This window comes from Novosphingobium hassiacum, assembly GCF_014196055.1.
In the GTDB taxonomy this organism is placed as follows: domain Bacteria; phylum Pseudomonadota; class Alphaproteobacteria; order Sphingomonadales; family Sphingomonadaceae; genus Novosphingobium; species Novosphingobium hassiacum.
Genome location: NZ_JACICY010000003.1, coordinates 192,738 through 216,094 on the forward strand (window position 1 = coordinate 192,738; position 23,357 = coordinate 216,094).

The following is a 23,357-nucleotide window of genomic DNA, read 5'->3' on the forward strand; positions in this document are numbered from 1 at the left end:
CGATCTGGGGCTTTGGCGGTCAGATATTCATGGCCAAACGCCAGTCGGCAAGGCGGCGCGTCCTCTCATCAACCGCCATTGCCGGCATGAACACGTCGCTTCGCGCGAGCATCGGTCGCGCATCTTCCAACGATCCGTAGAGCCCCGCGCCGATGGCGGCCAGAATCGCAGCGCCCCGCGCGGTGGTCTCGACGTCTACCGGGCGCTCGCACGGAATTGCCAGAACATCGGCAATATCCTGCGCAATCCAGTCGTTCGCGCTCATCCCGCCGTCCAGCCGCAGCACCGACCAACCCGCGCCATCGGCAGCAAACGCACGGCCCAGGTCGTGAAACACGTTGGCGACGGATTCCAGCGAGGCCCGCACGATGTGTGCGCGCGTCGTCGCGAACGACAGCCCGCTGATGCTTCCCCGCGCATCGGGCAGCCAATAGGGCGCGCCAAGGCCCGATAGCGCCGGAACCACGACCACGCCGCCGCTGTCGGGAACCGAGCGCGCCAGCGCCTCGCTCTCGGCGGCGTCGCCAAGCAGGCCGATGCTGTCGCGCAGCCATTTGACCAGGCTCCCGGCGACAAACACCGACCCTTCGAGCGCGAAGGACCGTGTCCCGCCCACTTCGCACAGCACCGTACCGAGCAGACGATGGTCCGACTTCGGCGGCTGATCGCCCATGTTGGCAAGAATGAACGCACCCGTGCCCAGAGTCGCCTTGGTTTGACCATGCGCAAAGCAGCCCTGCCCAATGGTCGCTGCCTGCTGGTCTCCGGCAAGGCCAGTGATCGCGATCTCCGCGCCGAACAGGTCGCGCTTCGTCGTCCCGAAAGCGCCGGTGCTCGGCACGATTTCCGGCAACGCACTGCGCGGCACGCCAAACAGACCGCACAAGCCGTCATCCCACGTCGTCGCTGTCAACGGGAACAGTGACGTGCGGCTGGCATTGGACACGTCGGAGATGTGGAGGCCACCGGTCAGGTTCCACACCAGCCAGCTTTCCACGGTGCCGAATGCCAGGCGTTCGCCCAGCGCGGCTGCGCCTTCGATATTGGCGAGTATCCACGCCATCTTGGTTGCAGAGAAATAGGGGTCGAGCAGAAGCCCGGTCTGCGCTTGAATCACGGCCTCATGGCCAGCGGAGCGCAGACGGCCGCAGTGCTCTTCGGTCCGTCGGTCCTGCCACACGATCGCCCTGCACAGCGGCTTGCCCGTCGCCCGGTCCCATGCCACCACAGTTTCGCGCTGGTTGGTCACGCCGATCGCTTCGATCCGGTCCGCTCCCCCGGCCCGCTCGACCATCGCGCGGGCACAGCGCAGGGTGCGGTCCCAAATTTCCGTAGCATTATGTTCGACCAGCCCCGGCGCAGGATAATGCTGGGTAATGTCCTCCTGCGCGGTTGCGATCACTTCGCCGGTTGGCGTGTAGAGGATCGCGCGCGTCGAGGTCGTCCCCTCGTCGAGGACCAGCAGGAACCGTGCGTCGCTCATCTCAGCCCATCCTCATCAAAAAAGCGGCGCAAGTCTTCCTGCTGCGCTGCGCTCAGATGCAAGCCGAGCTTGCTGCGCCGCCATAGCACGTCGTCTGCATCGTTGGCCCATTCGCGCTCGCGCAGATAGCGCACTTCCCGCGCCGTAAGGCCCTCGCCGAAATGCTTGCCGCAATCGTCAAGCTGCACGGCATCGCCCAGAACCATGCTTGCCAGTGTACCGTAGGCACGCACGAGCCGCTCAGCCCACCTTGGTTCCAGAAATGGATAGCGCGCACGCAGGTTCGCAATGCAAACGGCCGCATCGTCCACCCCGAAATTGCCTCCCGGCAGCGGCTCGCCGCCGGTCCAGTGGGCATCTGCCAGAATCGGGATACGCTCGGCCATCAGATCGACCGCCTCCTGTGCCAGCACGCGGTAGGTGGTGATCTTGCCGCCGAACACCGACAGGATCGGCGCGCCATCGTGGGGCGAGCCGAGATCGAAGCGATAGCCGCGCGTCGCCGCTTCCGGTTTGCCCGAGCCATCGTCCACCAGCGGACGCACGCCCGAATAGGACCACACGACATCGGCGGGCGTCACCGGGTGGCGGAAGAAGCGGCTGGCGCCGTCGCACAGGTAAGCGATTTCCTCGTCACTGGCGGCGATCTTGTCGCCGTCCTGATGATCGCGGTCGGTGGTGCCGATCAGCGTGAAATCCCGCTCGTAGGGTATCGCAAAGAAGATGCGGCCATCGGGCAGTTGCAGGAAATAGGGATGTGGATGGTCGAACAGCTTGCGCACGACGATGTGCGACCCGCGCACCAGCCGGATCGACTGCTTGGCTGCAGCCCCGCTGCGATCCAGTACACGCAAGACGCTAGGACCGCCGGCGTTGATGATCGACCGTGCGTGGAAGCTGCCTTTCGCGGTTTCGATCCGCCACAGTCCATCGGCGCGTTCCAGCTTGTGCACCGGACAGCGATTGAGCACCGTGGCCCCACGATCGGCTGCATCGCGCGCGTTCAGCACCACCAGCCGGGCGTCATCCACCCAGCAGTCCGAATAGACGAACGCAGTGCGGAATTCGGGCTTGAGCACCGCGCCCGCCGGATGGCGATCCAGCTGGATCGTCTCGGTCGCGGGCAGCCGTTTGCGCTTGCCGAGGTGGTCGTAGATGAACAGGCCGAGCCGGAGCAGCCAACGCGGACGCAGGCCGTGAACCCACGGCAGCACGAAGCGCATCGGCCAAATGATGTGCGGGGCGATCGCCCACAGGATCTCGCGCTCACCCAATGCCTCGCGCACTAGCCCGAACTCGTAGTGCTCGAGATAGCGCAAGCCCCCATGGATCAGCTTGCTCGAATTGGACGATGTGCCGCTGGCCAGATCCTCCGCCTCGAGCAGCAGCACCTTCGCGCCACGGCCTGCCGCATCGCGCGCGATGCCGCAACCGTTCACGCCGCCGCCGATGACCGCGACGTCGAAGATCTGGCTAGCGGGCATCAGATGGCCAGCGGGCCGTGCTGGATGTGCGGCAGCACATGGCGCGCGAACAGATCAGCCTCCTGCGCATGGGGATAGCCCGAGAGAATGAACGCCTCGATACCTTCGGCCTGGTAGGCGCGCAGCTTGGCCAGGACCTGATCGGGCGTGCCGACGATGGCCGCGCCACAGCCCGAGCGGGCACGGCCGATGCCGGTCCACAGGTTCTCTTCGACAAAGCCGTCGCCATCGGCTGCGCCGCGCAGTTCCTGCTGGCGCTGTACCCCGAAGTTCTTGGCATCGAGCGACTGTTCGCGGATCGCGCGGCCTGCGTCGTCGTCCAGCTTGGACAGCAGCCGATCGGCATAGGCCCGCGCCTCGTCCTCTGTCTCGCGCACGATCACATGGACGCGGTAGCCGAACTTCAATGTCCGCCCATGGTTGGCCGCACGCGCCTTCATGTCGGCGATGATTTCGCGGACGTTGACCATCGTGTCGGGCCACATCAGGTAAACGTCGCAATCCTTCGCCGCGCACTCGCGCGCGTCGGGGCTGAGGCCGCCGAAGTAGAACGCAGGGCACTTGCCCGAGATCGTGCCGATACGCGGCGGATCGAGCTTGAGCTTGTAGAACTCGCCCTGAAAATCGAGATGTTCGCCGTTCAGCAGTGTGCGCACGATGGTCATGATCTCGGTCGCGCGGGCATAGCGGGCGGCCGAGGCGATCGTCTCACCCGGCATGTCGGACGAAATGATATTGACGTTGAGCCGCCCGCCCGTGCCCGCAGCATTTGGGCCGAGGATGCGGTCGAGCGTGGCGATGCGGCGCGCCAGTTGAGGCGGCCAGTCCTCGCCCATGCGCGTTGCCCACAGCAGCTTGATCCGGCGCACCTGCGTGGACACGGCGGCGGCAAAGGCCGTGGTATCCAGGCCGAGGCTGTAGCCCGAGGGCAGCAGGATGTTGTCAAACCCGCCCTCTTCGGCGCGCGTGACGATGTTGCGGCAGTGCTCCCAGCTCGATTTCAGATAGGGGTCGGGAACCCCGAGAAATTCGTAGTCATCGTCGCACAGCGCGGAGAACCAGCTGATTTCGCAATTCTGTTCGGCCATCTTGACCTCTCCTTCGAAATGGGTGGATGCGATCGAACTCAGGGCAGCGCTTCGCCACGCGCCGCGACGAGCACGGCATACCAGTCGGTGCGGGTCCAGCGGACGGTAGCGGCCTGCGCTCCTTCGGCGATGCGCGATGCCTGCTGCGATCCGATAATCGGGATGATCCCCGCCGGATGCGCCATCAGCCACGAATAGGCCGCGACCGTGCGCGAAACGCCCTGCGCTTGAGCGACTGCATCAAGCGTCGCAGCCACGGCATTTTCGCGCGCGGTTTCGGGTGCGGCCAAGCGACCACCGCCAAGCGGCGACCATGCCATGGGGGTCAGCCCCAGCATCATCGCCTGATCGAGCTCGCCGTTCTCGAAGCAGTCGATGCGCAGCGGGCTGATTTCCGGCTGAGTGGTGACCAGCTTTTCGCCGAGGAAGTGGCTGAGAGCCGCGATCTGCTGTTGGGTGAAGTTGGAGACGCCGATCGTGCGGATCTTGCCCGAAGCCACCGCGTCATCGAGCACGCGCGCGACTTCGAGCGGATGAGCAAGAATGTCGGGCCGGTGAATCTGCCACAGGTCCACGCTGTCGACCTTGAGCCGGGTCAGTGAAGCGTCGATCGCGGCACGCAGGTAGTCCGCGCTCTGGTCATAGGGCAGCGGCGGCAAGATCCCGCCTTTGGTCGCCAGCACCATCCGGTCGCGCAAGGCAGGTTCTGCTGCCAGCACTTCGCCCAGCAGCGCCTCGGCATCGCCGAAGCCCCCCGTGCCGTCGAAGCCATAGATATCTGCTGTATCGAGGAAATTGATCCCGGCATCGAGCGCGGCGTGGACCAGCTTGGCTGCTTCAGCAGCACTGCGGCCACCCTCGGCAAGGCGCCACATGCCCCAGGCGATGGGCGACACGGCGATGTCGGTCTTGCCCAGCGGGCGGAAGGCAGGCGGCAATGGCAGTTCGCTCATGGAATAGTCCTGAAAGGAGGCGCGACGGACGCGCGTTCGACTAGGGTGTGGGGCAAGCGACGGTGCGTGATGTCACCGCCGGCAATGAGGATTTCGGTGGCCGTTCGGGCCAGTTCGGCCATCGGCTGGTGGATCGTGGTCAGGGGCGGCCAGACGGTGCGCGCGAGCGTGGTGTCGTCGAACCCCGCCACCGACAGCTCGACCGGAACGTTGATACCCCGATCGTGCGCCACTGCGAGCACGCCTGCGGCCATATCGTCGTTCGAAGCGAAGATCGCGGTGGGGCGATTGCTCAGGTCGAGCAATATCCGGCCTCCGCGCGTGCCGGATTCGAAATCGAATTCGCCATCGCAGACCAGCACCGGGTCGTACGAGATCCCTGCCCGGTCCAGCGCGCGACGGTAGCCGAACAGGCGATCGTCCGATGCCATGTGGTTTTCATGACCCTTGATGAAGCCGATACGGCGATGTCCGGCGTTGATCAGGTGAGTAGTCATGTCGTCGGCCGCCTGGGCATCGTCCATGAATACCGAACTTGTCAGCGCGTGGTTGGTCCCGGGCGAGATCCGCACGAATGGAATGTCCATCGATTCCAGCGCGCGCAGCACCGGGTCGCAGTCCGTGACGGGCGACGACAGAATGATTCCATCGACATGGGTTTCGGTCACCAGACCCCGCACCTGTTCACCAACGTCCGGGTCCGCCACGTCCACCGGCTGGGCGAGCAGGCGGATGCGATTGGCGCGGCATAGGTCCCAGCAGCCGGTCTGGATCTGGAACATGTAGTATGGGCTGTGATTATCGTAGATCAGCGCGATCTGGTTGGATTTGCCGCCCGACAGGATACGCGCCGCAATGCTCGGCCTGAAGTCGAGCGCGCGCATTGCTTCCTCAACCCGGACACGCGTCTCGGCCTTGACGTAAGGGTGACCGTTCAGCACCCGGCTGACTGTCTTGACTGCGACGCCAGCCTTGGCCGCCACGTCCTTGATATTGGCCCGTTCGCTCATTGCTCAAGCACCCCCTTCAGCCCGGCGAACAGCGCGGCAAAGGCGCTGTCGGGGCGGTAAAACACCGGCGGCTGACTGATCGGGGCGGGGATAGAGTGCGCACCGGGAGCGAAATCCTCCCCCGTCCAGCAGTGTCGCCAGACGCCTTCACCCGGAAGGATCACGCGGCGCTGAAGAGCCCCCTCCTCGATCACTGGCGCCACCAGCAAGTCCGCACCGTAGAGGTACTGATCCTGAACCGTAAAGAGCGCAGGCTCATCGGGGTAATGCAGGAAAAGCGGACGTTGCGCCGGAAGGCCGGTTTCGCATGCCTCGTGGCAAAGCTGGCGGACATATGGCGCGAGATGCGCGTGGACGCGGCTCCAGCGTGCAAAGCAGGCGAGCAGGTCGGCGTTGCTGTCGTATTGCAGATTGTCGTCCGGCCGGTTGCCCTCATGGCTGCGCATGACCGGCGCGAACGCTGCCAGTTCGCACCAGCGCTGCATCAGTTCGGTGGTACGCACGTTGCCGTGGAGCGAGGTGTAGCCGCCGCAGTCCGAATGGCTGTAGGCATTGCCAACCAGACCTGCCGACAGCGCCGCGGTGATGACCGTGCCGATCCCATCATGCCGCGTGAAATCGACGCATTGGTCACCTGCCCAGAGCAACGGGCAATGCGCCTGCACGCCCGAAAAGCCTGCTCGCATGAAAAACACCGCGTCCCCGGTCTTACCCCGGCTTGCGAGCGCACGCGCGTTGACGTCTGCCCAAAGCACGGGCCAGCGGTTGTGCGCCTCCATCGGGTCGGACCCGTCGGCGAGCCGCAGATCGACCGGCAAGTATTCGCCGAAGTCGGCCATCCAGCCCGAGATCCCGATGTCCAGCATCTCACGACCGAGGATGCGCTCGGCAAACCAGATTCGGGTGTCCTCACGGGTGAAATCGACCACGCCGCAGTCGAACTCGCCGAAATCGACGAGATAAACCTCGTCGCTGGCCTGGCGCAGGCAGAAGTGGCCGCCCTCGCGGGCTTCTCCGAAGAGGTCGCCATCCACCGCAATGTAGGGATTGGCGTAGGCGAGGAAGCGGATGCCGCGTTCATTCAAGCTTGCGATGCTGGCTTTCAGATCGGGGTATCGTTCCGCGCTGCGGGCGCCGCTGTGCCAGTCCCAGAACAGGCGCCGGCCGAAGCTGGTTTCGCGAACGCCTGCCCAATCCTCGCACCACAGTCCAGAGACGGAGGCACCGGCTTCGATAAAGCGTTCGAGCCGTTCGAAGCTGGATGCACCCGATTTAAGCCCGACGATTGCTCCACCGATAGCCCAGTCGGGCAGCTCGGGCTGGCGACCGAACCGCGTTGAAAGCTGCGAGACGAGGCCCTGCGGCCCGTCGTCGGCAAACACTTCGAAGCGCGCCGTTGCGCTCCACACGTCAACCGCGTGAAACGCCGGGTCGGTGAAGTCGAGCACGCTGTAGCAACTTGCATCGAGATGCACGGCCAGCCAACGCGAGGTCAGGAAGGTTGGCTGCGGGTAGTTGGTGTTCCAGTAATCGCCGCCCGCCATGGCTTCTGCATCCATGCGGCGGGTAAGTTCAGTCGACTTGTCGCGACCGACGCCGGGCTCGCTCGTCCAGATCGGGAAACTACGACCTTTGAGCGCCAGGTAGCTCATCTGTTCGCCGCCGCCCCATACGGCTTCATCCGGTTCAGCGTAAAAGCGAAGGCGCATGCGGTCGTGTAGCGGTTGCAGCGCGCGGACTTGGATCGCGTTTCCGGCAACGGTGAGTGAAGCAACCGTCGCCCCGTCTGCCAGCAGTTCGACACCACCATCGCACTCGCGCCAGGATGACGGTGCAACTTCGCCCGTTGGCGTGTCGGTAATGCGGAAGTTTCCGCGATACATCAAAACGTCAGCATCGCCTTGAGCAATGACCAGCGCAGGACAGGAATCGGTGTGACGCAGAATCACGCGGTCCCCAAAAAGGAGATCGAACCCGTCGTTTCCCGCCTCAATCCGCAGTTGCAATGGTCATTTCCTCATCCCGGCAGCGCTGGTGTTGCGGATTGGCCGCAGGCGCCGTCCGTTTTTCTGACACCGCTTGACATATCCACTCGACCATAGCAGATCAAGCTCCAATAGCGGCCGATCGACGAGGGAGCATCGCTACCCTTGGAAGACCGCTTTTCGCAGGGAGAGATTTCATGAGCTTCAGGAATAACGCAACCGCGCGCGCCTTGGCGATGACCGCCAGCGTTGCCGCACTGGCATTCGCAGGCACCGCATCGGCGCAGGAAGCCGTCGCGGAAACCGGAGGCATCGACGAGATCGTCGTCACCGCACAGAAGGTTGCCGAAAACGTTCAGGACGTGCCAATCGCAATCACCGCGATCACGGCCGACCGCCTCGAATCGAGTGGCGTGACCAGCCTTGAGGGCCTGACCCAACTGGTCCCCTCGGTCACCTTCCGCAAAGGCACGACCAGCGCCAACAGCGCGATCGTCATGCGCGGCGTGGGCACAATCACGTTCTCGGTGGCAGCAGAACCCAGCGTTTCGACCGTAGTCGACGGCGTCGTCCTGAGCCGTTCGGGCCAGGCGTTCATCGACCTCGTGGACGCATCGCGCCTCGAAGTACTGCGCGGTCCGCAGGGCACACTGTTCGGCAAGAATGCCTCGGCAGGCCTGGTCAACATCGTCTCGAAGGGCGGCACGGACACGCTGCAGGCCGAAGCTCGCGCCGAATACTACGAAGGCGAGGAATACCGCCTGCGCGCCGCCGTTTCCGGCCCGTTGGCGGAAGGACTGTCGGCCCGCGTCACCGGCTTCTACGGCAGCTATGATGGCAACATCACCAATGTTTTCGGCGGTACGAACGAGAAGGTCAACGGCTACGAACACTACGGCGTTCGTGGCATCCTGGATTATGATAACGGTGGATCGAAGCTGCGCCTGATCGCCGACTACTTCAAGGCGAACGACGATTGCTGCGCCGATGTCACCACGGTCAGCCGTGGCGCCGTGCTCGATGCCGAACTCGGCCTGCCCGGCGGCGTGGCACAGGGCCTCGACCAGCGTTACATCAACAACAACCTCGTCACCCGGACCCGCGACCGCCAGTGGAGCCTGACCGCTTCGGGTGATTTCGACGTGTTCGAGAGCCACACGCTGAGCGTGATCGCGGGCTATCGCAACTGGAAGAACGACGAAGCGCGCGACGGCGACTTCCTGCCCCGCGCGATCGTCGGCACCGGTGAACTGCACGATACCGGCCAAGTGCGCACGCAGCAGCTCAGCCTCGAAGTGCGGCTTGCGTCGGACCAGACGCAGCCGTTCTTCTATCAGGTCGGCGCGTTTGCCTGGGGATCGAACAACCAGCAGGACTTTAACCGCCGCAACGTGACCTGCGCCAGTTCGACGCTTCCGGTTGCGGCATCGGGCGCACGCCCGTGCAACCTTTCGGACACCGTCAACACGCTGTTCCCGACCGCCACTTCGTTCAGCGATGTGGAATCGCGCAATTACGCGGTATTCGGCCAAGCGACTTATCGCTTCAGCGACATGATCTCATTGACCGGGGGCCTGCGCTACACCTGGGACAAGCTGAACTTCACCCACACCCGCGCACCGGCCGTGAATGCCACGACCGGCCTTCCCGCGACTGGCCCCGGCACCAACGGCAACCCGGCTGGCGGTACGCTGGCATCGGGCGGCAACGGCACCAACACTTCGGCCGGATCGAGCAACAACGGCAACCTTTCGGGCCGCGCCGTACTGCAGATCACGCCAAGCGACGACGTCATGCTCTATGGCAGCTACACCCGTGGCTACAAGGGCCCGGCGTTCAACGTGTTCTTCAACCACACCGCGCCGACCAACGCCGTGCCGATCGACGAGGAAACCTCGAACGCATACGAAATCGGACTCAAGTCGCAGTTCCTCGACAACCGTGTGCAGTTCAACGCCGCAGCCTTCACCGTCACCTATAACGGCTTCCAGGCGAACAATTTCGTTTTGCTCAACGGCGCGACCGTTTCGAACCTCACGAACGCCGGATCGGTTCGCAGCAAGGGCTTCGAACTCGACCTGCTGGCAGTCCCGGTCGACGGCCTGACACTGCGCGCGAGCGGTGCCTATGCCGATGCCAAGGTGCTGAAGTTCAACCCGAACCCCTCGACAAACGCACCCGACGCCCGCAACGGCACGCGCCTCCCGCTCGCGCCGAAGTTCACCTGGACGCTGGGCGGCAGCTACGAAGCCGATCTCGGCGGGTTCAAGGCCTACCTCGACACCGACTTCCGCCACGTCGGCAAGCAGTTCTCCGACTTGGGCGAGAGCGGGCCGATCGATGCCTATGGCATCTGGAACGCGAGCGTCGGGTTCTCGGACGCGGAAGACATGTATCGCCTGACGTTCCACGTGCGGAACATCACTGATCAGTCCTACGCCCTGCTCAACGTCAGCGCCGGACAGCGCCTCCAGATCCCTCGCGACGCCGATCGCTATGTCGGCGTGAGCCTGCGGGCAAAACTGCAGTAATCCCCTTCCCTCAAGGGTCGCAGGAAAGAGGCTCCGGGCGTTGGTCCGGGGCCTCTTTTTTGTGTGGGTGTGGGGAACGGCTGGTATCGGGGAATCTGCCTGAAAGCAGTCTTTCCGGATACGACGCCATTGCGGGCATTGGCTCATTGGTGCAATCTTCAATGCATGGAAAGCGACCTTGAGCGTTACGAACGATGGGTGCCGATCATTGGGTTGCCTGAAGCTCCATTACGCGACTTTGATTGCAGGTTCGAAGACTGCAAGTTGAACGTGCTGGCCCGTTATGCATCTACGGGCGAGGCACGTCGTCTTTCGATAGAGTTTGACTATGTTGAAGCTTTCAAAGCCTACGAAGAGTTTTCCGACCCTTGGATGGCTAGTGGATTGCCGCTCCCACAGGTGATTGGCGAAGATGACAAGTGGCGATACCCGCTACAAGAAGTCATGCATTCGTCATGGGTTGCGCGTGTAACGGCACGCAATGGAGGTATCGACCGCCCTTGGCGGCACTTCGTGATTTCAACAATGGATTTTTCATTACACGTGCTGACGAATGGTCCGCCACTAAGCGTCGAGCTAAGCTAACTTCGCGTCCGCATCCCTCCCATTTCACGCTGTCGAAAATTAGATATCGGCGCGCTGTAAGCAGACTGTAAATTTCGAGACCCCAGCCCCGCTCATCCTTAGCCTTTCGAAGGATGCCGCACTGAAGGTTGAGCCGGGTCGTGGCTGTTCTCGCCGCATCTTATTGAGTCGCGGCCGGAATGTTGGAGGCGCCTGGACCTGCTGCGGCGCGCGTCCTTCGACAGGCTCAGGATGAGCGGGGTTTGGGTGGCTGGAATAGGATTGGGGTGGCTTGATCTAGTTTTTCGGTCTGTTTTCTGACCTTTAGCCACCAACCCGAAACACAAGACCACGTCCTTGCTCTCTCCCCTTCAGGGGAGAGATACGCAGGCTTGGCAGCTTGCTGGCTAGCCGGAGTTGAGTGGGGAGTTGTTGCGCGCGCCCCCCGCTCCCAACCCTCTCCCCTGAAGGAGAGAGGGCTTTTTCACTCAACCACCGCCAATACCAGCTTCGGCTGCATCAATTGGATGAACGCCAGCGCCACCAGATATGCACTCCCGCAGATCGCGAACAGCGGCACGTAGCCCAGCCCGTTGGTCAGCGACCAGCCTGCGAACTCGATGATTGCAGTGCCCGAGAGGTTACCCGCGACCGCGCCCAGCGCGATCACGCTGGCGACGCGGGTGGCGGGGATGATGTCGGCGGTCATGCCGAAGACGTTGGTCGAAAAGCCCTGATGCGCGAACAGGCCGAGGCCGATCAGCACGGCTGAGATCCACGGATTGTCGGTCATGAGCGCCAGCGGCATTGCCAGCACGACCAGCGCGAAGAACAGCATCGAGGTCTTGCGCGCGGCGTTGACGGTGCGGCCCTTGCTCAGCAGGATCGGGTAGAGCCCGCCCGAAGTCAGCGCGCCCAATGCCGCCAGCGTGAAGATGATCGCGATGGGCCAGCCAAGCGACCCTTGCGACATGCCGAATTGGCGGTTGAAGAAATCGGGCATCCAGAACAGCACGAACCACCACACCGCATCGATGCAGAACTTCGCGCCGATGACGGTCCAGGTCTTGCGGTCGGACAGCAGGATGCCCCACGGCACCCGCGCGCGTTCGGGCATATCGCCGAGCGGCTTGAGATTGCGCGTGCCGAACCACCATCCGGCAAGCCACAGAAACCCAAGCCCCCCGGTCACCCAGAACGCCGCCTGCCAGCCGAACGCCAAAGCAAACGGCGGGATCAGCAATGGCGTCATGATCGCGCCGATGTTGGGCGCGGTGTTGATCAGCCCGATGGCGAAATTGCGTTCCTTCACCGGCAGATACATCGCGGCGGCCTTCAACCCCGCTGGCGTACTGACGGATTCACCCGCCGCCAGCACGATCCGCGCCGCAACGAACTGCTGCACCGTTTGCGCCAGCGCATGTGCCATGCCCGCCGCGCTCCAAACCGTCACCGCAATGGCATAGGCAATGCGTACGCCCAGCCGGTCGACGAACCAGCCGACGAACAGGAGCGTGCCCGCCGCCGCGATCTGGAATGAGGAGCCGAGGTGCGCATAATCCGCGTCCGACCAGCCAAATTCAGCTTCGAGCGTAGGCTTGAGCAGCGCGAGCACCTGCCGGTCGACGTAGTTCAACGCATTGCCGAGGAACAGCAGCGCCACCAGCGCAATTGCCGCTCCTTTTGCCATACCCTGCCCGTGGCCTTGCGCCATGCAATCTCTCCCGCTCTTTCGACCGTTTTACGGTGCTTCCCGCTTGCACGATAGCCGCTCTCGCGCGTAAGGGAAGCGTTATATGACACCGTGAGACATACAGAGTACCGCTCTTTGGGAGAAGCTGCATGGCGGGCAAGGAAATCGACTGGGACTCGTTACCCGCCGGCGCCGACCTGTTCGGTGAAATTCATCTGGCCGAACACGCGCCATCGCCTGCGGAACCGCGCGACACGGTATTTCACGGATTGGCCATCTGCGCCATTGCGGCGGCGGCGGCGGCGTGGCTGTCGGAACACTATCATTTTCCGATCATCCTGCTCGGCTTGCTGATCGGTCTTTCGCTCAGCTTCGTCGCCAAGGATCCGCGGAGCCATCTTGGGCTGGATTTCGCCTCGCGCACCTGCCTTCGTTTCGGCATCGTGCTGCTAGGGCTGCAGGTCACCTTCGGGCAGATCGGCTCGCTCGGCCCCGAGCCATTCGCCGCGCTAATCGCGATCATGACGGTAACTTTCCTCGCCGGGATCGTCGGCGCAAGGCTCGTCGGCCAGTCGCTATACACCGGCATTCTGGCGGGCGGCGCGACCGCGATCTGCGGCGCGAGCGCGGCGATGGCGCTGTACAGCATCATCGGTCGCCAGCGTCTAAGCCAAGCCCAGTTCGCCATTACCCTGGTGGTCGTGTCGCTCGCCAGCGCCCTGGCGATGTCGCTCTACCCGATGCTGGCCGAGTATCTGCATCTGTCCGACCGTCAGGCAGGCTTCCTGATTGGCGCGTCGATACACGATGTCGCGCAGGCCATCGGCGGCGGCTATGCATTTTCGGAGGCGGCCGGCAGCTACGCCGCCATCGTCAAACTGTCGCGCGTCGCGCTGCTCGCGCCCGTGGTGATCATTACCGGGTTGCTGATCGGTAGTGCGGATAAGTCGGCGAGCGACCCGGCGTGGAAGCGGCTGGCGCTGCCGTGGTTCATCGTGGCGTTCTTCGCCATGGTCCTGTTCAACTCGATGGTCTCCATCCCCGCCCCTTCGCGCGATTTTGCGCTCAGCGTATCCAAGGGTCTACTGCTCGTCGCGGTAATCGCCACCGCCATGCGCAGTCGTCTCGACCTGCTGATGGAAACCGGGATGAAGCCCGCCATCCCCGTGATTATCGCTACGCTGGTCAGCCTGGCCGCCTCTTTCGCAGCGGTGATGCTGATCGGTTAGCCGAACCGCTTGGCGAGCGTCGCGGCAATCGCATCCGCATCGACTGGCTCGATCGGCGCACTATAGACCTTGACCATCTTGGCCACCGAATCCTGCCAGAATTTTGGCCCCATGCCGCGTGGCTGAGTCGTGATGTATTCGAGCGAATGACACGTCGCGCAGTTTGCCACGACGATCTCCGCACCGGCGTCGCCCAGTTCTGCGGGTGTGGCCTCGTCCGGCATCACGAAAGCAACCGGGGTACCATTTTTCTCTGCCTTGGAGCGAGTGGACGAAACGGCGGCGGACGAAGTGGCGAGCACTGCCAGAGCCGCAATCACGCACAAACTTGCGGGAATCTCGCGAACCGGCTTCATCATACTGCCTCCACCTGAATGGTCTCGACCACATTGCGCATATAGCCGGCCGGTTGCCACGACGCGGTTAGCGGCTGCATCTCCCCGCCTGCGGTCTGTGCCCGAACCTTGATCGCATGGCGCCCCGCGGGCAGTTCGATAGACGTGCGCCATTCATTGAACGCATAACGCCCTAGCGCCCCGCCGAGCTTCGCCTCGCGCCAGTTGCGACCGTCAGCGGTTGAAACAAGAACCTTGGCCACTGGGTCACCCCCTGAAAACGCAATGCCACGCAGTTCGGTGGCGCGTCCTGCCGCAAGCTTTGCGCCGTCCGCATGGCTCGTCACGAACGAGCGCACATTGAAGCGCCCGATCGGCTTGGTCTTGTCGGGCTTGGTCCCCGGCTCGACACAAAGACAGGCGTTGTCCGGAACGCGATAAGCGGTCTTCATCCAGTACCCGTCGAAAGCCGCATCTACGACATTGATCTCGTCGAGGTGCTTGACCCAATAGGTCCCGTAGTGCCCCGGAACGATCAGACGCAGGGGATAGCCATTGAGGAACGGCAGGTCCGCGCCATTCATCGCAAAGGCGACCATGACTTCGCCATCCAGCGCATGATCGATATCGAGCGCTTTGACGAAATCGGGGATGCCGTCGATCGGTGGATTGTCGAGCCCGTTAAACGTGACCTGCCGCGCCCCCTCACGCACGCCCGCCTTGGCAAGCAGATGCTTGAGCGCGACGCCGCGCCAGCGCGCATTGCCCATCGCACCGTTGCCCATCTGACCGCCCCCGACGCGCGGATTGACGAACCCACGGCTGTTGCCCGAGCACTGGTTGACGGCGACAATCTCGGTCACTGGAAAGTCGCGCTTCAGGCTGGCGAGCGACAAGGACAGCGGCGCGTTTACATGCCCGCCGAGTTTCAGCGTGTACGTTGCCGGATCGATTTCCGACGGCAGGCCGGACAAGTGGTAACGCACGAAGAAGGCATCGTTCGGCGTAATCAGGCCCTCGTTGAACACCGAAAACGGAGTCTCCAGCTGCGGCGGCCGCGTGGTCAGCAGGATCATCGGGCGCTTCTGCGGCATTCGCACCAGCGGCCTGGTCCCGTTACCGAAGGGCAGTGTCACCGAACCCGCAGCCTTGGCCGCCGCCGCAGTAAAGAGCGTGCCGCCAGCACCAGCCATGAAAAGTCGGCGATCGATCCCGGTCATTTGAACTCTGCCCGAACAGTATGGAACTACGCCCTTTTCGCCCAGGTCAGCGAAATTGTCCACCGTTAGTCATAACGATGATCGGACACTTACCACCCGCTGTTCAAGAGCGCCGAACGGCGCACGACCGGCGGCGTCGACAGCCTCCATCCGCACGGTCTCACCAAATGTCATGAACGCGGTCTTCGGCTCGCCCTGGTCGAGCACTTCGATCCCGCGTCGCTCGGCAATGCACGACGACCCTATTTCACGGAAATTCGCGTTCGACACGGTGCCCGATCCGATCACGGTCCCCGCCACCAGATCGCGCGTCCGCGCCGCATGGGCAACAAGTTCATGGAAACCGAACCCCATCGCGCCACCGTTCGCCGCGCCGAACCGCTTGCCGTTCCAGTCGACGTTGAGATCCAAGCAGACGCGTCCGTCGCGCCACTGGTCGCCGAGCTCGTCGGGCGTGACCGCGAACGGCGCCATCGCGCAGTGGGGCTTGGCTTGTACCCAGCCGAACCCGGTCTTCATTTCGGGGCCTGCCAGCGTGCGCAGCGACCAGTCGTTGATCTGCACGATCAAGCGGATGTAAGCCATCGCGTCGGCGGCGCTCGTACCCATCGGAACGGCATCGACGATCACCCCGAATTCACCCTCGAAATCGATGCCGAGCGCTTCGTCGCCGAATGGCACGTCGTCATACGGGCCGTAGAACTTGTCCGAGGCACCCTGATACATCAGCGGGAGGTGCGTCTGGATCTTGGTGATGCCGAGCACCGCGTCCATCAGGTCGCCATGGCTCTGGAATGCCGACCCGTCGAGCCACTGCCATGCGCGTGGCAGGGGCGCTGCGAGCTGAACCGGATCGAGCGGCTCAGGAAATTCGCCGACTGTTTCGAGTTGGGCGGAACATGCAGCCCAGTCCTCCAGCGCATCCTGCAACGTTGCCACAGGCGCGGGCGCATAAGCAGCGCCGTCGGGCGATACCACGATCAGCCGTCCGTCCCTCGTACCGTCACACAGCGTGGCGAGTCTCATCCTATCTTCCTCTGTACCTTGCCGAAAACTCGGCGCTAGCAGGCCCCTTGCCCATGGCAAAGAGCTTCGGAGAGCGCGGTGACCCGAAGATCAACACCCACATGCTGGAAAGCGCGTTAGGCCGGCTGAACGAGCCGCTCCAGGCGCGACGGTCGGACAGGCGCGCGGGCGCCGTGCCACAGCTTTCCGAGTTCGAAGTCGATCCAATCGGCGGCGAAGGGATCAAGCCCGGAGCCAGGATAAAGGCAGAATTCGCCAAAGCGGGGGGCACCGTCCACTTCGTAGAAATCGATCCTGATAAATTCATGGCCTGCACCCAGCGCTTCTGCCGCCTCGAGCATCGCGCCGAGTGAGCGCGGTTCGGAACATCGCTGGCCGTGCGTCACCAGTGGCCGGAACGCGCGATCATGCAGTACCCAGTGGTGATTCTTGCCACGATCAAGATGGACCTGAACGTGGGTCGCATGCCCGCCGAAAACGTAGATCTTGTAATCGACCGGCAGGCCAGGTCCGGCGCCGAGCAGAGGTTCGGCCAGCAGACCACGCGGTACGCCTTCATAGGCCCATTCGTCGAGCCATTTGCCATAAGGCAGTGCCATCCATCGCGATGCACTGCTTTGCAGCGCGGACCATTGGCGGGGCGATGGCTCATGCCGCAACACCGCATACTGGTTGCAACCATGACGCGCCTTTACGATGATCGGCAAAGGACTGATCGGATGCTCGGGCAGGACAAAGCCCTGCCAGATCGTCGGGGTGACCCACCCCGGACCTAGCTTTGCGGCAACGGCCCGCTTGGCGGCAAGCTTGTCCATCAGTGCCGTATGGCGAGTATCCCGGTCGTACAGTTTGCGGCGCTGGACCAGCTCGGTGAAGCGGGGCGCGTCGATCAGATCGGGCAAGCGGCCGTGGCGCCAAAGATACGTCAGGATCACGCGCCTTCGCGCCCAGCGGGAGTCGGCCGATCCGGCCGAAAGCCGCAGAGCCGGCGCGGCGATCAACCTATCTGAAACTCTATCGGCTTGAAGCTGCCGCCGTTGGATGCATAGGCCGAGCATGCCGTCAGCCCGATCACGCAGTCCATTTCGGCCCTGAGCGTAATATGATCACCCGGCTTGCTCACCGGCGGCAGCACCTCGATGCGCCCGTTCGTGCCATCGACCGGGACGTTCATGAAAACATTGAACGCCGTCGGGATGTCATCCTCGGTCACGCCCCATGGGCGCAAGGCTTCGGCAAGGTTGCCGAAGCAGCCGCGATGCACGGGCTTGTCGGGATAGAAGTGCACGAAAGTCGCCGTGCTGCACGGGGTCAGCAGGAAGTCATGCCGCCCGACGCTGTCCTCGATGATCGTCAGCATCGGATTGGACCGATTTGACCACAGCCGATTGCCAGCCGTCAGATAAAGCGTCTCCTCATAGTCGAACGTCCGTCCATTCGAGATCACCTCGCGCACGTCAGCCAGAGAGTAAGCGAGCAAGTCGGCTACCTGCGATCCTTCCGGATCGATGACTGTCAGCGCAGCTCCCTTTGGCAATTCGAAGGCTATGCCCGAACGCGGCGCAATGCGAACGCTGTCCGTCACGCGCGCGGATCGCGGAACGGGCAGGACCATTCCGGGCCTACCGCGCGACCACTGTATTGGCGGGCCGAGCTACCGGTTCCATGATCGGCCAACATCGGGTTGGGCGTGCCCGCCAGTTCGATGTCGCGCGCCATAATTCGCTCGCGCATCCGTTCGAAACGGCCTTCCTCGCGCAGTCGTTCGAACTGGGAATGCAGATTGAACACGATAGCGGGCCGGGCAAAGCGTCGCGCGGGGCGCGAGGCATTGGGGTGGAGTCCAACCGCGAAATAGGCTTCGCCACCGAAACTCAATGAGAAATGTGGGTCATCCGGATCGGCGCTCACTGTTCGGTCCAGCCGCTGCCCGAGCCAATGATCCTTGTCGGCGAGCGACTGCAGGCGCTCCCACATCGCGGCCTCGAACTGCCCCTCGTCGAGATCGAGCGGGCCTTCGAAGATGATGACCAGACTACGCAGTCCTTCAGGATCGTCCCGCCACTTCTCTGACCAGACCAGGAGGTCGCGGTGAATTTGCAGGTCGTTCCAGGCCGACTGGATGTTGCGGGCCTGCACGATCGACAGCGAACCTTGTGCAAGGGCGGACTTCGCCCCTACGCAGGGAAAATCGGATCGCTGGATCATTTCGTGGAACTTGCGCTCACTCTCGGCAGCAATCGTATCGTCGTTCGTGCGTATCATGGGCGGGTAACGTGCAAGTTCTGATTCTGTGCCGCAGCATCAAGAATTTCGCCAATCGCGCCGTATCTTCTGGCCCGGCTGCCAGAGCTCAGCCAGAGCGCTCAGAAATTCCGTCAGAATGCCCTGGGGTCAGCCTCCGATTACACGCTTGGCTATTGCTATTGCGGACGGGAAAGCTATGCATACCGCGCTGCAGCAAAGCCCAGGGTCGCAAAATTGTTGGCTTCGAGCTCTTGCAACGGCCTGAGCACGGTGTCTCGAATTGTGAGCGGATTTGAGGTCATGGCGCATATCATCGAGGCAAGGGACACACCCGGTACGCAACATATAAAGCGTATTACGCTTCCGCTTGCTCCGCCGCTCGAGAAGCGCCGGCTGCAGATCTATGTTGTGCTCCTGCTGCTCGACGCTGCTGCCGTGCTCGGTGGCTTTTGCGTCGCGAGCTGGCTGTATCTCGGCGATTTTTTCGACTACGCCACAACGCTTCATGGCCAGGTGATCCTGCCGATCTATTGGACCATCGCGCTCAGCCTGCAGGTCTACACGCTTCCCGCGCTGCGCCGGCCCGGATTTGCAAAGACACGTGCAATTGGGTCGCTGCTGGGGGCCGAAGCCATCGTCCTTTTCGTTGGCTTTGCCACCAAAAGCACCGAACAATTTTCGCGCGTTTCGTCGCTGCTAGGTCTGCTGTTGAGCATGGCCATCCTGATCTGGGTCCGCAGTCTGGTTCGCCCCCTGGTCCGCGCACGGTGCGGTGAGGCAGGCTTCAATACACTGCTTATCGACGACCGAGGCGAGGCCTTGCGCGTACCGCACGCCTATCACATCGACGCTCGGGAACATCACCTGGCTCCTGACCTGTCCGATCCGCACATGATGGACAGACTGGGCCTTTACATGATGAACATGGATCGGGTCATGGTCAGCTGTCCGCCAGACCGTCGCGTTGCATGGGCATTGGTGTTCAAGAGCGCGAACATTTCTGGCGAGATTGTCGATGCCGAGGTGAGCACGCTCGGCGTCCTGGGCGCACGGCGCGAGCGCGATTATGGCGCCCTGATCGTCGCGAGCGGCCCCCTTGGCTTGCGCTCCCGTGCGATCAAGCGTGCGCTCGATCTGACGCTGGCAGGGTCTGCCGTGCTCCTGCTGTCACCGCTTCTACTGCTGGTGGCCGCGCTGATCGTGCTGGAAGATGGAGGCCCCGTGTTCTTCGTCCAGAAGCGCACCGGACGGGGCAATCGCTTCTTTCCGATCTTCAAGTTCCGTTCGATGCGTGTCGAGAAACTGGATTCGGCAGGGGCGCAATCGGCCAGCAAGGACGATGACCGCATCACGCGTGTCGGTCGGTTCATCCGACGCACCAGCATTGACGAATTACCACAACTTTTCAATGTCTTACGGGGGGAGATGTCGGTCGTAGGCCCCCGCCCTCACGCAATCGGTTCGCTTGCGGGCGAAAAACTGTTCTGGGAAGTGGATCATCGGTACTGGCTACGCCATTCGCTCATGCCAGGGCTTACCGGACTTGCCCAAGTGCGCGGGCTGCGTGGTGCTACCGACACTGAAACAGACCTCGCCAACCGTCTTCAGGCCGACCTCGAATATCTCGATGGCTGGACAATTCTGCGCGACCTGACGATCATCATGCACACGATCCGCGTGCTGGTCCACGATCGTGCGTTTTGACACTCACTGCGACGTTTCGTGATGGATCGTGATCGGACATTCGGACTGGAGCGGTCCTGCACGCAGTCGCTCCACCCGCGCCTTGAAAGAGCGATGAGTTGGCGCCCGAAGGAACCCGAGCCAATCGCGTGCGCCCAGCCGTTCGAACAGCGCGAGGCCGTTGTCGCCGTCAAAGCCGGCGCAACGCATCAGGCGCAAGCCAAGAACATCGGCAGCATCCTCCATGGCCCGGCGCCGCTTCATTCCTGCGCCTCGGCGGTCCCGGTGGATGATGTGCGCCAGTTCGTGCCCAGCGGCGAGGGCGAGTTCGTCATCGTTGCGGGCGAAAGTCGCAAGGCCCGTCGAGATTGCAACGTTGTTCGCATCGCTGTGTGCGTCGATGCTGCGATCCGAAACAAGAACCAGACGCGCGGCACAATGCCGGACGGGCATAATCGACACATTGTGATCGGATTGGTTGCGGTGAACCGCTATCGTGACGGGACGCCCCGGCGGTTTCGCGGCGATTTCATCGAGCAGTGCTTCACCGATGAGCGAACCGGCGTTTCGGCGCGCGGCAATCTCCTCGACACCTTCGCCATCGATGGAGATGATTTCGTCGCCCACAGCAAGCCCGGCGACAGCCGCAGGACCGCCGACTGCCAATGCCGCGACGACAGGACGATCACCCATGCCGAGAACCTGCGCCAGCAAGGTCCAATCCGGCTTGGGATAGGCGCGACGATCGTCGAAAACGACCCCAATGTCAGTTGCGCTGACGGGACACGAAAGACCGGCTGCGTCGCGCAGACGCCACTCGATTTGAGCTATACGGCCAAGGTCCTTGCGGTAGCGCACCGGCCACGGAGCGTCCTGCGCACTTACGGGCACCGCGGAAGTGAGCAGCAGGACAAACGCCAGCAAAAAACGCTGTTTCGGCAAGAACGTTTCTCCGGCTTCGTTGGCACGCAGTGCTATCTTGCGACAGCAACTACCAATCGATTGTGCGTAAAGCAAAGTTTTCAGCAGATCGGTGCAAGCCTGGCTTGCAATCCCGGGAGTATATGATGACCAAGGTCCTTGCCGCCGCCTCAGCGGGCGGTCATTGGGAGCAGATGATGCTGCTTCGGCCGACGCTGGAGCAATTCCAGGTCCATTTTGCCACAACGCTGGCCGATTTGCCCAAGCGAGCGGGTATCACCGACGCGACGATCCTTCCTGATTGCAACCAGGATCAGGTGTTCAATTCCCTGCGCTGCCTGATGGCAGCCGCAGCGCTGGTGCTGCGGTTCCGGCCGGACGTCGTCATATCGACGGGCGCAGCGCCGGGGTTTTTCTGCATCTTGGCCGGCAGGCTCATCGGTGCACGGACTTTATGGATCGACAGCGTCGCAAACGCTGAGAAACTCTCCATGTGCGGGAAACTGTCCCGATACTTTTCAAGCCATTGCGTCACGCAGTGGGAGCATCTGGCCCAAGATGGTCGACCAGCATACATCGGAAATCTGCTATGATTCTGGTCACCGTGGGCATGCAGTTGGCCTTTGACAGGCTCATCCGTGCAATGGACGAACTTGCTCCGACACTGGACATGCCGGTCGTCGCGCAAACCGGAAAAGGTACATATCAGGCCCGCAACATCCGCACGCTCGAAAGCATTCCGCCAAGCGAGTTCGATGAAATGATTCGGGAAACCCGCCTGATCGTGGCCCACGCCGGCATCGGGACGGTGTTGACCGCGCAGAAATTCGGCAAACCGATCCTGCTTTTTCCGCGGCGGGCCGCACTTGGCGAGCATCGCAACGACCATCAACTCGCCACCGTTGGCCAATTGCGCGGCAGGCCGGGCGTCATTGTCGTAGAGGACGAAGCCGACCTTGCTGCCGGCGTTGCCCAAGGGTTGGCGATCGATGTGATTGCGGAGCAGACGGTCCCCCGGCGCGACCAGTTGCGTCAGGCGCTGCATACTTTCATCGTTTCTGGCGACCTGGCGGGCTGACGGGTTCGCGCGAGGCCTGACGAAACCGAAACGCAGCCAGCACGACAATTGCGCTCGAGCCGACATCGAGAATCCAGTTCGCCCGCACCGGCCCGTATAGATAGCGATCGAGTTCGTGGAACGATATCAGGCGCATGAGAACGACGCCGCACATCAGGATGACGCCGACCATCGCCCAGAAACGAGGCCATTCGCGTCGGCCGACCCCGCGCTTGCCTTGGCTGCGCGGACGCTTGAAATAGAACAAGGCAAGCGCACCGCTGATCAATACAACTGCCAGGGCCGCCAGCGGGCGCTGCACATCACGGCGCTGTTCGTACAACCCGTCCTGCATGAAGGCGTCGCGCATGGCGGAAGTGGCGGCAGCTTCCAGGCCGCTCCCGCGCAAAATGGCAAGCATGACAAAAAAGGCGGCAACAAGACCCCAACGCAAGCGATCGTCAGGCCTTTCGGATAACCGCCAAGCAGACAATGCTGCAAAACTTACGCCGATGTAGAAGAAGCAGGCAACTAAACCTAGAAATGGATGTGCTCCCGTCATTTTTCCTCGTTCCGCAATTTTCGAGCATGATCGGTGACAGCGCATTGACCTGCAGGCCACGCAGCCTTGCTGACGTTCCGCGCTTCATAACGCAGTGCAGCATCATCGGCTACACGCTTTGTATACCCCGCAGCATTGCAGGCCCGCAAATGACGACCTGGTGGCAGATTCTTATGTTTGGGGCTGCTCATGACGTCAGAGCAAGGCATGTTGCCATGCAAAATCCCAACGTGCGGCAGGGGTTGCCATCACACAAGTGCCCTCGTAGTAAGACTTACCGTCGAAA

At 62.6% G+C, this 23,357-nt stretch carries 21 protein-coding genes; 6 read left to right on the top strand and 15 right to left on the bottom strand.

Annotation, left to right across the window (positions count from 1 at the left end; genetic code table 11):
- Positions 1 to 19 precede the first annotated feature (19 nt).
- Genes GGQ88_RS08160 through GGQ88_RS08185 form a run of 6 tightly spaced genes read right to left on the bottom strand, consistent with a single transcriptional unit; the run spans position 20 to position 8,024 of the window.
- Positions 20 to 1,483 carry a glycerol kinase gene (locus GGQ88_RS08160; protein WP_183612660.1) on the bottom strand — a complete coding sequence of 488 codons (1,464 nt, stop codon included), beginning with the start codon at positions 1,481 to 1,483 and terminating at the stop codon, positions 20 to 22.
- Entirely contained in the window at positions 1,480 to 2,967 is a 1,488-nt protein-coding gene (locus tag GGQ88_RS08165) for a glycerol-3-phosphate dehydrogenase (protein ID WP_183612661.1), read from the bottom strand. The genes GGQ88_RS08160 and GGQ88_RS08165 overlap by 4 nt, the downstream gene beginning before the upstream one ends.
- Positions 2,967 to 4,055, bottom strand: a complete 1,089-nt coding sequence (locus GGQ88_RS08170) for an LLM class flavin-dependent oxidoreductase (protein ID WP_183612662.1) — start codon at positions 4,053 to 4,055, stop codon at positions 2,967 to 2,969. The genes GGQ88_RS08165 and GGQ88_RS08170 overlap by 1 nt, the downstream gene beginning before the upstream one ends.
- Positions 4,056 to 4,093: 38 nt before the next feature.
- Entirely contained in the window at positions 4,094 to 5,008 is a 915-nt protein-coding gene (locus GGQ88_RS08175; protein WP_183612663.1) for an aldo/keto reductase, read from the bottom strand.
- Complete coding sequence (locus tag GGQ88_RS08180) at positions 5,005 to 6,018, bottom strand: LacI family DNA-binding transcriptional regulator (protein ID WP_183612664.1); 1,014 nt, start codon at positions 6,016 to 6,018, stop codon at positions 5,005 to 5,007. The genes GGQ88_RS08175 and GGQ88_RS08180 overlap by 4 nt, the downstream gene beginning before the upstream one ends.
- Entirely contained in the window at positions 6,015 to 8,024 is a 2,010-nt protein-coding gene (locus GGQ88_RS08185) for an alpha-glucosidase (protein ID WP_183612665.1), read from the bottom strand. Before GGQ88_RS08185 ends, GGQ88_RS08180 begins: the two co-directional genes overlap by 4 nt.
- A 176-nt stretch (positions 8,025 to 8,200) precedes the next feature.
- Here GGQ88_RS08185 and GGQ88_RS08190 point away from each other — a divergent pair, with 176 nt between their 5' ends.
- The gene (locus tag GGQ88_RS08190) at positions 8,201 to 10,534 is read left to right on the top strand and encodes a TonB-dependent receptor (RefSeq protein ID WP_183612666.1); all 2,334 of its coding nucleotides are present in this window, start codon (positions 8,201 to 8,203) and stop codon (positions 10,532 to 10,534) included.
- A 165-nt stretch (positions 10,535 to 10,699) separates the two neighbouring features.
- Positions 10,700 to 11,119, top strand: a complete 420-nt coding sequence (locus GGQ88_RS08195; RefSeq protein WP_183612667.1) for a hypothetical protein — start codon at positions 10,700 to 10,702, stop codon at positions 11,117 to 11,119.
- A 463-nt stretch (positions 11,120 to 11,582) separates the two neighbouring features.
- Here the strand turns inward: GGQ88_RS08195 and GGQ88_RS08200 are convergent, their stop codons facing one another.
- Complete coding sequence (locus tag GGQ88_RS08200; RefSeq protein WP_183612668.1) at positions 11,583 to 12,812, bottom strand: MFS transporter; 1,230 nt, start codon at positions 12,810 to 12,812, stop codon at positions 11,583 to 11,585.
- Between the two features lie 128 nt (positions 12,813 to 12,940).
- Here GGQ88_RS08200 and GGQ88_RS08205 point away from each other — a divergent pair, with 128 nt between their 5' ends.
- Positions 12,941 to 14,020 (top strand): YeiH family protein, encoded by a 1,080-nt coding sequence (locus GGQ88_RS08205; RefSeq protein ID WP_183612669.1) that lies wholly within the window; start codon positions 12,941 to 12,943, stop codon positions 14,018 to 14,020.
- Here the strand turns inward: GGQ88_RS08205 and sorB are convergent.
- From sorB to gntA, 6 genes are all read right to left on the bottom strand, one after another.
- Positions 14,017 to 14,379, bottom strand: coding sequence for a SorB family sulfite dehydrogenase c-type cytochrome subunit (gene sorB, locus GGQ88_RS08210; RefSeq protein WP_183612670.1), 363 nt, complete (start codon positions 14,377 to 14,379; stop codon positions 14,017 to 14,019). The genes GGQ88_RS08205 and sorB overlap by 4 nt on opposite strands.
- Positions 14,376 to 15,575 (bottom strand): SorA family sulfite dehydrogenase catalytic subunit, encoded by a 1,200-nt coding sequence (gene sorA, locus GGQ88_RS08215; protein ID WP_183612671.1) that lies wholly within the window; start codon positions 15,573 to 15,575, stop codon positions 14,376 to 14,378. The genes sorB and sorA overlap by 4 nt, the downstream gene beginning before the upstream one ends.
- A 69-nt stretch (positions 15,576 to 15,644) precedes the next feature.
- Positions 15,645 to 16,601 carry a fumarylacetoacetate hydrolase family protein gene (locus GGQ88_RS08220; RefSeq protein ID WP_183612672.1) on the bottom strand — a complete coding sequence of 319 codons (957 nt, stop codon included), beginning with the start codon at positions 16,599 to 16,601 and terminating at the stop codon, positions 15,645 to 15,647.
- 116 nt (positions 16,602 to 16,717) lie between these two features.
- Positions 16,718 to 17,536, bottom strand: a complete 819-nt coding sequence (locus tag GGQ88_RS08225; RefSeq protein ID WP_343057129.1) for an ATP-grasp fold amidoligase family protein — start codon at positions 17,534 to 17,536, stop codon at positions 16,718 to 16,720.
- Between the two features lie 62 nt (positions 17,537 to 17,598).
- Positions 17,599 to 18,186 (bottom strand): DUF1989 domain-containing protein, encoded by a 588-nt coding sequence (locus GGQ88_RS08230; RefSeq protein ID WP_343057130.1) that lies wholly within the window; start codon positions 18,184 to 18,186, stop codon positions 17,599 to 17,601.
- Positions 18,183 to 18,866, bottom strand: coding sequence for a guanitoxin biosynthesis heme-dependent pre-guanitoxin N-hydroxylase GntA (gntA, locus tag GGQ88_RS08235; RefSeq protein ID WP_183612675.1), 684 nt, complete (start codon positions 18,864 to 18,866; stop codon positions 18,183 to 18,185). Before gntA ends, GGQ88_RS08230 begins: the two co-directional genes overlap by 4 nt.
- A 264-nt stretch (positions 18,867 to 19,130) precedes the next feature.
- On the opposite strand from gntA, the gene GGQ88_RS21250 reads away from it, so the two are divergent.
- Entirely contained in the window at positions 19,131 to 20,552 is a 1,422-nt protein-coding gene (locus tag GGQ88_RS21250) for a sugar transferase (RefSeq protein ID WP_343057131.1), read from the top strand.
- Positions 20,553 to 20,555: 3 nt separating this feature from the next.
- On the opposite strand, the gene GGQ88_RS08245 is transcribed toward GGQ88_RS21250, so the two are convergent.
- Complete coding sequence (locus GGQ88_RS08245; RefSeq protein WP_183612676.1) at positions 20,556 to 21,473, bottom strand: M48 family metallopeptidase; 918 nt, start codon at positions 21,471 to 21,473, stop codon at positions 20,556 to 20,558.
- A gap of 122 nt (positions 21,474 to 21,595) precedes the next feature.
- Here GGQ88_RS08245 and GGQ88_RS08250 point away from each other — a divergent pair, with 122 nt between their 5' ends.
- Together GGQ88_RS08250 and GGQ88_RS08255 are read left to right on the top strand one after the other, a co-directional pair.
- Entirely contained in the window at positions 21,596 to 22,045 is a 450-nt protein-coding gene (locus GGQ88_RS08250) for a glucuronosyltransferase (RefSeq protein ID WP_246385648.1), read from the top strand.
- A gap of 50 nt (positions 22,046 to 22,095) precedes the next feature.
- The gene (locus GGQ88_RS08255; protein WP_246385650.1) at positions 22,096 to 22,530 is read left to right on the top strand and encodes a glycosyltransferase; all 435 of its coding nucleotides are present in this window, start codon (positions 22,096 to 22,098) and stop codon (positions 22,528 to 22,530) included.
- On the opposite strand, the gene GGQ88_RS08260 is transcribed toward GGQ88_RS08255, so the two are convergent.
- On the bottom strand, positions 22,502 to 23,131 hold the full coding sequence (locus GGQ88_RS08260) for a hypothetical protein (RefSeq protein ID WP_183612679.1): 630 nt from the start codon (positions 23,129 to 23,131) through the stop codon (positions 22,502 to 22,504). The two genes, GGQ88_RS08255 and GGQ88_RS08260, sit on opposite strands and share 29 nt — an antisense overlap.
- Between the last annotated feature and the right edge of the window lie 226 nt (positions 23,132 to 23,357).